Annotated in this window: 13 protein-coding genes; 8 read left to right on the forward strand and 5 right to left on the reverse strand. The window is 57.4% G+C overall.

Features of this window, described 5'->3' with window-relative positions; translation table 11 throughout:
* Positions 1-45: 45 nt before the first annotated feature.
* Positions 46-621 (reverse strand): TetR/AcrR family transcriptional regulator, encoded by a 576-nt coding sequence (locus tag AC2FLB_RS09485; protein ID WP_496709140.1) that lies wholly within the window; start codon positions 619-621, stop codon positions 46-48.
* A 296-nt stretch (positions 622-917) separates the two neighbouring features.
* Here AC2FLB_RS09485 and AC2FLB_RS09490 point away from each other — a divergent pair, with 296 nt between their 5' ends.
* The 7 genes from AC2FLB_RS09490 to AC2FLB_RS09520 all read left to right on the forward strand — a co-directional run bounded on the left by AC2FLB_RS09490 (position 918) and on the right by AC2FLB_RS09520 (position 9339).
* Positions 918-1382, forward strand: coding sequence for a nuclear transport factor 2 family protein (locus AC2FLB_RS09490; protein ID WP_496706332.1), 465 nt, complete (start codon positions 918-920; stop codon positions 1380-1382).
* 12 nt (positions 1383-1394) lie between these two features.
* Complete coding sequence (locus AC2FLB_RS09495; protein WP_142635772.1) at positions 1395-2015, forward strand: pyridoxamine 5'-phosphate oxidase family protein; 621 nt, start codon at positions 1395-1397, stop codon at positions 2013-2015.
* 47 nt (positions 2016-2062) lie between these two features.
* A complete protein-coding gene (locus AC2FLB_RS09500) occupies positions 2063-2224 on the forward strand; it encodes a hypothetical protein (protein WP_185956647.1) in 162 nt (53 codons plus the stop codon).
* A gap of 103 nt (positions 2225-2327) precedes the next feature.
* Positions 2328-4808 (forward strand): heavy metal translocating P-type ATPase, encoded by a 2481-nt coding sequence (locus AC2FLB_RS09505; RefSeq protein ID WP_496691711.1) that lies wholly within the window; start codon positions 2328-2330, stop codon positions 4806-4808.
* Positions 4805-5194, forward strand: coding sequence for a Cu(I)-responsive transcriptional regulator (cueR, locus tag AC2FLB_RS09510; protein WP_142635768.1), 390 nt, complete (start codon positions 4805-4807; stop codon positions 5192-5194). Before AC2FLB_RS09505 ends, cueR begins: the two co-directional genes overlap by 4 nt.
* A 97-nt stretch (positions 5195-5291) precedes the next feature.
* Complete coding sequence (locus tag AC2FLB_RS09515; RefSeq protein ID WP_496700757.1) at positions 5292-6164, forward strand: NAD(P)-dependent oxidoreductase; 873 nt, start codon at positions 5292-5294, stop codon at positions 6162-6164.
* 109 nt (positions 6165-6273) lie between these two features.
* Positions 6274-9339, forward strand: a complete 3066-nt coding sequence (locus AC2FLB_RS09520; protein WP_496709141.1) for an aminotransferase class III-fold pyridoxal phosphate-dependent enzyme — start codon at positions 6274-6276, stop codon at positions 9337-9339.
* 52 nt (positions 9340-9391) lie between these two features.
* Here AC2FLB_RS09520 and AC2FLB_RS09525 read toward each other — a convergent pair whose 3' ends face one another.
* Complete coding sequence (locus AC2FLB_RS09525) at positions 9392-9868, reverse strand: hypothetical protein (RefSeq protein ID WP_496709142.1); 477 nt, start codon at positions 9866-9868, stop codon at positions 9392-9394.
* Positions 9865-10032: a hemin uptake protein HemP gene (gene hemP, locus AC2FLB_RS09530; protein ID WP_142635762.1), complete on the reverse strand. Its 168-nt coding sequence runs from the start codon at positions 10030-10032 to the stop codon at positions 9865-9867. Before hemP ends, AC2FLB_RS09525 begins: the two co-directional genes overlap by 4 nt.
* 220 nt (positions 10033-10252) lie before the next feature.
* Between hemP and gph the strand changes: the two genes are divergently transcribed.
* Positions 10253-10918: a phosphoglycolate phosphatase gene (gene gph / locus AC2FLB_RS09535; protein ID WP_496700763.1), complete on the forward strand. Its 666-nt coding sequence runs from the start codon at positions 10253-10255 to the stop codon at positions 10916-10918.
* Positions 10919-11242: 324 nt separating this feature from the next.
* Here the strand turns inward: gph and AC2FLB_RS09540 are convergent, their stop codons facing one another.
* Together AC2FLB_RS09540 and AC2FLB_RS09545 are read right to left on the reverse strand one after the other, a co-directional pair.
* On the reverse strand, positions 11243-11998 hold the full coding sequence (locus tag AC2FLB_RS09540) for an ABC transporter ATP-binding protein (RefSeq protein WP_142635758.1): 756 nt from the start codon (positions 11996-11998) through the stop codon (positions 11243-11245).
* Positions 11999-12007: 9 nt separating this feature from the next.
* Positions 12008-12763: an ABC transporter ATP-binding protein gene (locus AC2FLB_RS09545; RefSeq protein ID WP_142635756.1), complete on the reverse strand. Its 756-nt coding sequence runs from the start codon at positions 12761-12763 to the stop codon at positions 12008-12010.
* Positions 12764-12768: the final 5 nt, after the last annotated feature.

Raw genomic sequence — 12768 nt, forward strand, 5'->3', positions numbered from 1 at the left:
GTTGGATGAAACGCTACGCAACGTCTTTTGGAAGATTTCGCCGGGTCACGGGATCGGTGCGGCCAACGCGTTTTCCAGCAAGACCCGCGCTGCAGCTTTGGCATCTTGCGCGGGATCACAGCTTTTCAACAGAACCGCCGTCACGATTGCCCCTTCTTTCAGCAGAAGAATCTGACATCCCAGGCTTTCAGGATCGCAGGCACCGGCTTTGCGGGCCAGATCCGTGAAATATTCCAACAACAACCGCTTGTGTTCCGCCGCCTGCACGTGGATCGGGTGCTCTTTCTCCTGGAACTCGGCGCCAGCCTTGATGAACATGCAGCCGCGAAACCCGTCTTCGGCGAACCACTCGCCCAGTGCATCAAAGCTTGAAATCAACTGGTCCGCAGGGGTGTGGGCCAATTCCTCGACACGACGCATGAACCAGTTGCGGAAATTCTCGTCCCGCAGACGCAAAGCCGCCAGAATCAGATCTTCCTTGGTGCGGAAATGTTTGTACATCGAAGTCTTCGACACACCCGTCTCAGCCACCAGCTTGTCCATGCCGGTCGCATGAAAACCGTCACGATAAAAGACCTTCAGGGCCTTGCGGACCAGCTCATCCCTTTTGTTTGGGCGCATGATTCGCCTCCTATACGTACCGATCTGTACATAATTGTACCCTCCATAATCCGCAAGGGCCACCAATGTTCAGGAAATTCTCTTTGTTTTCCACCTGGATAGAGAGAAATTTTAGATATTTTACAGGCGCCCCTTGCAAAGAGGTACCGATCAGTACACCTTAACGACACGATGTACCGATCAGTTAACTATGGAGCCGTCATGAAACGCCGTACCAGCCCCTTCAACCGCCAGTACATCCCATTTCTGTTGACCCTTGCGCTGCTCGCTGCATCGCTGACCTGAAAGATCATGACATGAGCCGCCCCCCTCTGCCGCCATTCACTGCTGAGACCGCTACACAAAAGGTCCGCATGGCTGAAAATGCTTGGAACAGCCGCGATCCGGATATCGTGACGCCCGCCTATACCGAGCACAGCCAATGGCGGAATCGGGCCGAGTTTGTCGCGGGCCATGCTGAAATTCACGCGCTTTTGACCCGCAAGTGGAGAAATGAGCAGGAGTACCGGCTGATCAAAGAACTCTGGGCCTATTCGGAAACCCGTATTGCCGTGCGCTATGCGTATGAATGGCGGAACGACAGCGGCCAGTGGTTCCGCTCATATGGCAACGAGAACTGGGAATTCGATAGGGATGGTCGGATGGCTAAACGTCATGCCTCGCTGAACGACCTTTCGATCAGGCAACAGGATAGGGTTTTCCTTTGGCCTCTTGGTCCGCGCCCTGACGACCATCCCGGCCTGTCTGATCTGGGCCTGTAGAAAGGACCTATTATGCCACGTGCTTTTTCCAAACTAACCTTCACGCCTGCTGTTCTCACCCATCAAGAAAGGATGGGATCGGCAAAAACCTATGCGAAATTCCTGGAAAGCGGCCCTGTGCAGGGTCACGAAATCAGAGCCGCCGAAAAAGAGTTCATCGAGGCCCGCGACGGGTTCTACCAATCAACCGTGTCCGAGACCGGCTGGCCATATGTGCAGTATCGTGGCGGACCCGCGGGGTTTTTACGAGTACTTGATGCGCAGACCATCGGGTATGCTGATCTTTCGGGCAACAAACAGTATATCTCGCGCGGGAATTTGGATGGCAATGACCGGGTTGCGCTGATCCTGATGGATTATGCCAACCAGCGACGCCTGAAAATACTTGGGCGTGTCGAAATTGCCGAAGGCGCTGCGGCGGCTGCCAGCCTCTCCCCCGAAGGCACCCAGACCCCGGCCGAGCGCGCCGTCATTATCAAGGTCGAAGGTCTGGACTGGAATTGCCCAAGTCACATTACCCCACGATTCACCGAGGCCGAGCTGCGCCCCCACCTGAACGAATTGGGCCAGCAGCTGGCCCAACTTCAGGCGGAAAATGACCGGCTGAAACGGGAACTGGAAAATAAGAAATAAGCCCCAGTGCCAGGCATTCCCCAACTTGTGATTTAAGGACTGACACCATGATAACGTTAACGCTGCACCGAGCCTTCATAGTCCTGTTTGGTTTCGCTCTGTCGATTGCCTTTCTTATGCTGGGATTTTTCGCATCCCCCGAAGCTGTTCGGACATCCCCGCCCGCGCTTTATAATTCGCTGCTGCTGGAAAAACTGGCCCAAGACTAAGAACCGTACGGCCCTCGAAACAATAGATTGTGCCTAAATCATGATCTCTGCCCTTGACCTTCCTGTGACTGGAACCCCCATCTAGGGTTGGAAACAGGACAGGATGAGTCGATTGGCCACTCCACATACTATCAGACTGAAGGTCACCGGAATGAACTGCGCATCCTGCGTAGGCCGCGTGGAATCTGCGTTGCGCAATGTTCCCGGGGTTACCGAGGCTTCGGTCAACTTCCCAACCGAGACCGCACAGGTCACTTATGACGGGCCGATCAGCGACCTGACCGGCGCGCTGGACAAAGCTGGTTATCCGGTGTCAGTGGCAGAAGCCGTTCTGCAAATTGACGGTATGAATTGTGCTTCTTGCGTCGCAAGGATTGAACGAGCACTCTGCGCAGATCCGGCCGTCATAAGTGCTCGGGTCAACCTGGCCACTGAAACCGCGACCATTCGTTTTGCCGACGGGGCAACTGATCCTGTGAAGCTGGCGCAGCTAAGCACCAAAGCGGGCTATCCGGCGCACCCTTCCAGGATGGCCGAAAGCAACGATGAGAAACCGGGCGAAGCCTCTGCGCTGATCCGCACCACCCTGATCGCTGCAACGCTGGCTTTGCCTGTGTTTATACTCGAGATGGGCGGGCACATGATCCCAGCCTTTCATCACTGGGTTCAGGCGACAATCGGGCTTCAGACCAGCCATCTCATCCAGTTTGTGCTGACATCGGTTCTGCTGATCGGCCCCGGAAGGGTGTTCTATGCCAAGGGTATCCCAGCCCTGCTGCGCGGGACACCTGATATGAATGCGCTGGTCGCAATGGGAACCGGTGCCGCCTATCTGTATTCCGTCCTGGCCACCTTTGCGCCTCAGGTTCTGCCGCAAGGCAGTGCAAATGTGTATTACGAGGCCGCCTCGGTCATCGTGGTCCTTATCCTGCTGGGTCGCGCGATGGAGGCGCGGGCAAAAGGCCGGACCGGGGCCGCTATTCGCAAACTGGTCGGGCTTCAACCGAAAACAGCCCGGCTAGAACAGGACGGGGGCACGGTCGATCGGCCCATATCCGAAATCCTGGTTGGCGATGTGCTGCAGATCCGACCCGGAGAGCGCGTCCCAGTGGATGCTCAAGTGTTGGACGGCACCTCATACGTGGATGAAAGCATGATTACCGGCGAACCCGTTCCTATAGGGAAATCGGCCGAAGATCAGGTGATAGGGGGCACGGTCAACGGCACGGGCGCGCTGCGCGTGCGCGCCACGCGGGTTGGGTCCGAAACGGTGCTGGCGCAGGTGATCCAGATGGTTCAGCAAGCTCAGGGTGCCAAGTTGCCGATACAGGGGCTAGTCGACCGGATCACGGCGTGGTTTGTTCCCGTTGTGATTGGCGTTGCCCTACTGACCATTGCGGTCTGGCTGGTCTTTGGCCCCGCTCCTGCCTTGCCGATGGCATTGGTCGCAGGTGTTTCGGTTTTGATCATTGCCTGTCCTTGCGCCATGGGGTTGGCGACTCCGACTTCGATCATGGTGGGGACTGGGCGAGCCGCCGAACTGGGCGTCCTGTTTCGCAAAGGCGATGCGTTACAGCAACTGCAACAGGTCAAAATCATCGCGCTGGACAAGACCGGGACGCTGACAATGGGGCGCCCCGAACTGGCGAATGTCACGACCACGAACGGGTTTGACAGCGACACCGTTTTACGGCTGGCTGCTGCGGTCGAGTCGCGATCTGAACACCCGATTGCCTCGGCAATCACGCGGGCCGGACCGGCGAACCTTCCCCCCATTTCCAGTTTTGAATCGCTGACCGGGCTGGGTGCGCGCGCGTCCGTTGATGGGCACGATCTGTTGATCGGTTCACCCAGATTAATGGCGCAGAACGGCATTGATCTATCCGCGTTGAGCCAACAGGCCGACCAGCATGCCGCCGAAGGGGCGACACCTGTGTTCGTCGCGATCAACGGTCAGGCTGCGGCACTTCTTACGGTCTCGGATCCGGTCAAACCGGGCACGATCGAAGCTTTGCACAGGCTGCACACGATGGGCCTGACATTGGCGATGGTCACCGGGGACAACGCCCTGACTGCGCAGGCCTTGGCAAACAAGCTGGGCATCGATCATGTCACAGCCGAGGTCCTGCCGGACGGAAAGCTCGCCACAATCAACGCCCTGCGCGACCAGTTCGGAGAGCTGGCCTTTGTCGGAGACGGGATCAACGACGCCCCGGCATTGGCTGCGGCGGATGTCGGCATTGCAATCGGAACTGGCACGGATGTGGCGATTGAAACGGCGGATGTGGTGCTGATGTCGGGCGATCTGCGCGGGGTCGCCAATGCGGTTGAAATCAGCCGCCGTACTATGGGCAATATCCGTCAGAATCTGGGCTGGGCGTTTGGATATAACGTTTTGCTGATCCCCGTCGCCGCCGGGCTGCTGTATCCTTTTGGCGGCCCGCTTCTTTCCCCGGTTCTGGCGGCTGGAGCCATGGCTTTGTCCAGCGTCTTTGTCGTCACCAACGCGTTGCGACTTCGCAGGGTTCGCGCCAGCCTGCCCGAGGAATCACAAACGGCGGCTCCACAAATGGTGACGTCATGAATATCGGCGACGTTTCCAACCAAACCGGTCTCCCGGCCAAGACCATCCGCTATTACGAAGATATCGGACTGATCAAACCGCTGCGCGATGATAATGGCTATCGCCGGTTCCGCAGTCAGGATGTGCACAAACTGAACTTTTTGGGCCGGGCCCGCGCATTGGGATTTACGATCGAAGATTGCCGGACCCTGATGGCCTTGTATGAGGATGAAACCCGCGCAAGTGCAGATGTGAAGAAGGTTGCCCGCGCGCATATGGTCCAGATCGAAGCGAAGATCGCCGACCTTAATGCGATGCGCGATACGTTGGGTCATTTAATTGACGCCTGCGCCGGCGACGACAGGCCTGATTGTCCGATCCTGAAGGATTTGGGCGGACAACCCTGACGCGGGGTTGCCCTTTGTCTTCAGCTTTGCTTTGTCTCTGCCAAACAATCCGGCTTGCGGCATCTGACCGGGCCTGGACAGCAGAGAGGTTCACCAAATGGCAAAAGTTGCGTTCCTTGGTTTGGGTGTCATGGGATATCCAATGGCCGGCCACCTGCAGGCTGCAGGTCATGAGGTCACGGTTTTCAACCGAACCACCGCTAAGGCCGAGGCTTGGGTCGCCCAATATGGCGGCTCAATGGCCGCTACCCCGCGCGAGGCGGCTGAGCGAGCCGAGTTTGTCATGGCTTGTGTGGGCAATGATGATGACCTTCGCATGGTCTGCACCGGCGACGATGGCGCCTTCGGCGCAATGTCCAGCGGCGCGGTTTTCGTCGACCATACGACCGTCTCGGCAAAGGTAACCCGAGAGCTTTATGGTGCCGGGAAAACTGCAGGAATCGCTTTTGTAGATGCGCCGATCTCGGGCGGACAGGCCGGTGCCGAAAACGGCGTTCTGTCGATCATGTGCGGGGGGGATCAGGCTGCCTATGACGCGGCCGAGCCCATTATGCAGGTCTATTCCAAAATCTGCCGCCGCATTGGGGACAGTGGCGCCGGTCAGATGACCAAGATGTGCAACCAGATCGCCATTGCCGGACTGGTTCAGGGCCTCAGCGAGGCGCTGCATTTCGCAGAAAAAGCCGGGCTGGATGGCCGTGCGGTTGTGGAGGTGATCAGTCAGGGTGCCGCTGGCAGCTGGCAGATGGCGAACCGCTATGAAACCATGTTGGACGATCATTTTGAGCACGGTTTCGCGGTGGACTGGATGCGCAAGGATCTGGGAATTTGCTTGGATACCGCAGATGAAACAGGGGCATCCCTGCCGGTGACGGCTTTGGTTGATCAGTTCTATAAGGATGTGCAGAAAATGGGCGGGAATCGGTGGGATACGTCCTCGCTTATTAAACGGTTGCGCGCATTGGGGTAACGGGAAAAGGGGGCTGTCTGCCCCCTCTTGGCCCGCAGGGCCAATTCACTCCCGAAGATATTTTATAGCCAGATGAAAAGGACCCCGGTTTACTGGGACAGGGTTTCAAATGAACGACATCATCGCATTTTGGGCTGATGCTTTGCGGCAAAATTGGGGGCTGGACGCGCGGCTGACCCGATTGGACGGCGAATACGATCTTAATTTTCTGGTCCGGGCAACCAACGGACAGGATTATGTTCTGAAAGTCATGCGCCCCGGATGCGAAGCAGAGCTTGTGGACCTCCAGGTCAAAGCCTTAGAACATATCGCCTCAGAAGCACCGGGGCTGCCATTTCCTACAGTGTTTCCCGATTTGCAGGGGGATTATCTGCCCAGGATCGAAGATCACGAGGGGGGACCGCGCCTTGTTTGGTTGCTGGAATGCCTGCCTGGGCAATGCTATGCGAAATCGGCACCCAAATCCGAAGAGTTGATCCTAAAGCTGGGTCGCGTTCTGGGTGCTACAGACCGCGCATTAGAGCGGTTCACGCATGAGGGTTTGGCCCGGGGCGATTTCAAATGGAATCTGACGCAGGCAGGGTGGATCGAACAGCATCTGGACACCGTTAGTAGCCCCGCACGGCAGGCAGTGCTGGCCGAGATATGTTCCGAATTCAATGCGATATCAGACAAGTTGGCAGGCTTGCCCAGTCAGGCGATTCATAATGACGCCAATGACTATAACGTTCTGGTCGAAGCAGAGCCTGGCCAGCGCCCGGGGGTGTCGGGCTTGATTGACCTTGGCGATATGTGTGCCGCGCCACGCGTTTGCGATCTGGCGATTGCCGGGGCCTATATCGTATTGGATCATCCGCAACCCGAACGCGCATTGGCGGCACTGGTGCGCGGCTATCAGGCGGCAAACCCCCTGCGCGCGGACGAAGTCGATCTGATCTGGCCTCTCTTGCGGATGCGACTGGCTGTGTCGGTTGTGAACTCGACCCTGATGGCCCTTGAAAACCCGGATGATCCTTATGTCACCATCAGTCAGGCGCCGGCCTGGCGGTTTCTTGAGGACCAAAACGTCAACGGCGGATTGATGCCAGCGCGCCTGCGCGTCGCCTGTAGTCTGCCGGTCACCGATGGGGCCGAACGCATCCACGCCTATCTGTCCGCGCATCGCGGTCAATTCGCCGAGATGTTTGGACAGGGTCTAAAAGATGTGCCCATGGGCTCGCTATCGGTCGAAAACTCGGTGTGGCCGCAAAACCCATTCCACATGCCCCTGGCCGAGGCGGCACGTGTTGGCGAGGAAAATGGCACAGACTTCTGGTTGGGATATTACAATGAACCCCGCCTGATTTACGCAGAGCCGGGGTTCCGCAAAGGGCCATGGAAAGCTTCGGACCGACGCACCGTGCATCTAGCGGTGGATGTGTTCGCGCCTTCCAGCACTGTCCTGAATGCCCCGATCAGTGGCCGGGTCGAGGCGGTCGAGAACCGCGACAGTCACCTTGACTATGGCGGGGTGGTGATCCTGCATCACGAAACACCCCAAGGCGATCCGTTCTATACACTCTACGGACATTTGGATCCCGAGGTCTGCGACAGGCTGAACCCGGGCGATCCAGTCGCACAGGGAGCGGCTTTTGCACGGCTTGGGGATGTCACACAGAACGGGGGCTGGGCCCCACATGTACATTTCCAGCTGGCCCTGACTACGAACGGGATGCAGGCCAACTGGCCGGGTGTTGGCGACCCTGACGAGCTTGAACTGTGGCACGCCGTCTGCCCGAATCCGGCGGCTCTGCTGAACCTTCCCGATGACAAGGTGTTCTATCGGCCGACCGATAAACAGGCGATCCTGCAGGGACGGCAGGACCACTTCGGAGGCAACCTGTCCCTGACCTATGACGATCCAGTCTTGCTGGTACGCGGTTGGAAGCATCACCTGTTTGACGAATGGGGTCGCCCTTATCTGGATGCGTATAACAATGTACCCCATGTGGGCCACGCCCACCCGCGCATTCAGGCTGTCGCAGCAGATCAGCTCAAGCGGATGAATTCCAACACCCGGTATCTGCATCCGGCCCAGACGGCTTTTGCCGATAAGGTTCTGTCCAAGCTGCCCGATCACCTCGAGGTCTGCTTCTTTGTGAATTCCGGCACCGAAGCCAATGAGCTCGCCCTGCGGCTGGCCCGCGCCCATACCGGCGCCAAAGGGATCGTGACGCCCGATCATGGGTATCACGGCAATACCAACGCCGCGGTGGCAATTTCGGCCTATAAGTTCAACAAACCGGGCGGAGTTGGTCAGGCGGATTGGGTGGAACTGGTTGAGGTCGCGGATGACTACCGAGGGTCTTTCCGGCGCGACGACCCCGATCGCGCCCAGAAGTTTGCAGATCTAGTGGACCCAGCGATTGCAGCCCTACAGGACAAAGGTCAGGGCGTTGCCGGTTTCATTGCCGAGACCTTCCCTTCAGTTGGCGGGCAGATCATACCACCCAAAGGCTATCTGCCCGCGGTTTATGAGAAAATCCGCGCCGCTGGGGGTGTCTGCATCGCCGACGAGGTGCAGACAGGTCTGGGGCGTCTGGGCAAATATTATTTCGGCTTTGAGCATCAAGGCGCGCTGCCGGATATCGTGGTCATGGGCAAACCCATTGGCAACGGTCATCCATTGGGCGTTCTGGTTACTACCAAAGAGATCGCCCGCAGCTTTGACAACGGGATCGAGTTCTTTTCGACATTTGGCGGATCGACCCTGTCCTGCCGCATCGGCAAAGAAGTTCTGGATATCGTCGATGATGAAGGCTTGCAGGACAATGCCCGCCTGATGGGCGACAGGTTGATGACAGGCCTGCGTCAGATCGAAACCGATTTCGGATCTGTCGGTGATGTGCGCGGCATGGGCCTGTTCGTTGGAGTCGAACTGATCAACCCCGATGGCTCTGAAGGCCGTGAGATCTGCAAATATGTCAAGAACCGGATGCGCGACCACCGGATTCTTATTGGCAGCGAAGGCCCAAAGGACAGCATCCTGAAAATTCGCCCGCCGCTGACGATCGAAGCGGAAGATGTGGACATGATCCTGTGGGCATTACGGGATGTGCTGGCAGAAGTTGGTGATTACAGCCCGCCACCCTCATGCGATCATGACCATCACCACGCAGGGTGCGGCTGCTGCTGAGGGCACGGAACCCCGGCGCGCATTCGCCGGGGTTCTGCACCTGCCCTGCTGCTTAGTGCAGCGTGGCAGTGGGGTTCTGATGTCTTGAGGTTGGCATCGGGATCGAGACCGTCATGCGTCGCAAAGCCAGCCCTAATTCCTCAGACAAAGCGGCCAATGCGGGGGCAAAATCGGGGCGGACGATCAGGGACGCCATCATCATAGCGTCTTCGCGCGCGCCTTCTGATGCCGCCGCAATCATCTGGGCGAAACAGTTTTCATCCGCGCCAAGGCAGGCACAGCCCAACCCATGCCGGATCAGCGGGCGTCGCCCGTGATGGGCACAAAGCGAGCACAGCCGGTCCAGCGTCAACATCGCTGCCCGGCCCTGATCCGTACCCAGGGCGATCTGAAAGTCCTGCGCCGCATCCATACGCGTTTGCATTCCGTCCCCCCAGAGGCGCAGATACATGACCGCACCGGCCTCGACAGGGCTTAGGTCGGACAGACGGCCAACGGTCGCGCCACCCCGGGCTGTAGGCGCGCTCATTTCGTCAAGATCAGTTTGCCCGCGCGCGTGATGCGCAGGGTATACAGCTGATCGCCCAGCTCGATATGGGCCAGATTGCCCCCTTTGGTCAGATCTTCAGCCTTATGTGCAGGCAGCATTGATACGGCAAAAGACTGGCTGGGATTCGGGTTCTGAACATTCATCAGGATCACTCCAGAGGGTTTCGGGCAATGCGCCTTATCGGTTTACTTTTCGGGTATCTGGCTGGCCCGATTCCGGGGTTGCTGACGGCTTGAAATATAATCTGATTATTTTAGTCAGGTATGTCAAGCCTCAATATCCCACTCTCGCAACCGGGTTGAATTGCACTGCCTGAACACACCAGTTAGGACTTGCGGTGCAGCTTCAGAGGCAAGGATTTCAATGAGCGCTACAATTATGTTCGATTTGGACGGAACACTGGTCGACAGCCTTCCGGACATCACCGCCGCTGCGAATGCAATGCTGCGGGACACTGGTGTCCCGCCCCTGCCCCAGGACACGATCAAACAATTCGTCGGCAATGGCCTCCCGAAATTGGTAGAACGTATGATGTTTCATTGCGACCTGCCTATGGATCGCCATGCCGAGCTATCGGAACTGACGCTGACCCACTACAACGCAGCCTCCAGCGACAAAACCGTCGTTTACCCTGGCGTGGCCGAAGCGCTTGAACAGCTGCGCCAGATGGGTTGTGTTCTGGGTGTTTGTACAAACAAACCCAAAGCACCGGCTGACCATGTTCTGAAGTCGATGGGCCTGACCCATCATTTCGATGCCACCCTGGGTGGTGACAGCCTGGCCACGCGCAAACCAGACCCAGCCCATCTTGAGGCAAGTTTTAGCGCAGTGGCCGCTATAGGTCCGCGCCTGTTCGTGGGTGACAGTGAGGTCGATGCAGAAACCGCTGAACGGGCCCAGGTGCCCTTTTTGCTATTCACGGAAGGCTATCGGAAAAGCCCGGTTTCTGAACTGTATCATACCCGTAACTTCGCCGACTGGCACGAAGTGCCTGCGCTTGTAAGTGAGCTTTTGGGGGAATTGGGTTGATGTCCCCCAACTAGTGAGGGGCCGGCCGAGGGGGTAAGTAGCCAGCCCCTCAAGGGGGAAAAGTGGTAGGTCCTTGGAAACTCCTTGGATGATTTGAAGTTAACGAATCGCTCCAATCAAAGATATAGGGGGTTTCCCGTAGCCCTAGATAGGGTGTTGAAATTAAATAATAAATTATCCGTAAATTCTAGAAATTCGTTGAATATTGTCATTTTCCGTTGGTGACCCGAACCCAGGTCACCGCCAATCGAAAGCTGAACAACGAAAACGGGCGGGGATGAACACCCCGCCCGACGGTTCAGAACAATTGCTGAATCCGCATGTTCAGATTGCCAGATATTCCTCGCGCAGCTGTGGATTCTCTAACACCTCGCTGGCGGCTCCATCAAACACGATGCTGCCCGTATCCAGAATGATCGCACGGTCCGCCAATTCCAGGGCGCGCACCGCGTTCTGCTCGACAATGATCGTGGTCATACCCTGCTGTTTGACGTGAAGCAGAGTCTTTTCGATCTCATCCACGATCACCGGGGCAAGCCCTTCATAGGGTTCATCCAGAAGCAACACCTTGATGTCCCGTGCCAAAGCCCGCGCAATCGACAGCATCTGCTGCTCTCCGCCAGACAGGGTAATGCCTTCTTGCTTGCGGCGCTCACCCAGCCTTGGGAACAGCTCATAAAGCCGTTCCAGCGACCAGCCGACAGGTGGAGCGATCTGGGCGAGTTGCAGGTTCTCTTCGACCGTCAGACCGGGGATGATACGACGATCCTCGGGCACAAGGCCAAGGCCTGCGGCGGCAGCCTCATAGCTGGTCATTTTGTGCAGCGGCTTGTGATCCAGCCAGATCTCACCATGACGCACCTCGGGGTCACTGACCCGCGCGATGGATCTGAGCGTCGAGGTCTTGCCAGCACCATTCCGGCCCAGCAGGGCCAGAATTTCACCTTCGTGCACGTTAAAGCTGACGCCCTGCACGATATAGCTTTCGCCATAGTATGAATGCATGTCCCATACGGATAAAAACGCAGGGGCGGTGCTGGCCATATTGGCGTTTTTCGAAAAGTCAGGTTTCTCGTTCATTGCTTTTCCTTACGCGGCCTCACCCAGATAAGCTTCGCGAACCTTGGGATGCCCGCGGATGTTTTCTGGCGTATCTTCGACCAGAGGTGTTCCCTGCGCCAGAACGGTGATGCGCTCGGCCAGGCTGAACACCACATGCATGTCATGTTCAATGATGGCGATGGTAATGTCACGCTCGTCCTTGATCTGTTTGAGCAGGTCGATCGTGTTGTTGGTATCTGCCCGGGCCATCCCGGCGGTGGGTTCGTCCAGCAAAAGCAGGCGCGGGTTCTGGCTGAGGCACATGCCGATCTCAAGTCGTCGCTTGTCCCCGCGTGACAGCGATGCCGCGTGCATCTCGCGTTTGTCAGCCATGTTCATCTCTAACAGCATCGCCTCGGCCTGCTCGACAATCGCCTTTTCACTGGAGATGGTTTCATAGGCGTGCATCCGAAACGCGCCGTCCCGCATCGCAAAGATCGGGATCAACATGTTCTCCATCACAGTCAAATCGCCGAAAATCTCGGGCGTCTGGAACACACGGCTGATACCCATCTGGTTGATCTGATAGGGTTCCAACCCCAGAACAGAATTGTTGTCGAACAAAACAGAACCGGTATCCGGCATCAGCTTTCCCACCAAACAGTTCAGCAAGGTTGACTTGCCCGCACCGTTCGGGCCGATGATCGCGTGGACCGAGTTTTCTTCGACGTTGAGGTTCACATCCGACAGCGCCTTGAGGCCACCGAAGCGTTTGCTGACGTCTTTGACTCGTAGAATTGCCATGGTGC

It is taken from the genome of Ruegeria sp. CDSA236, from assembly GCF_059611285.1.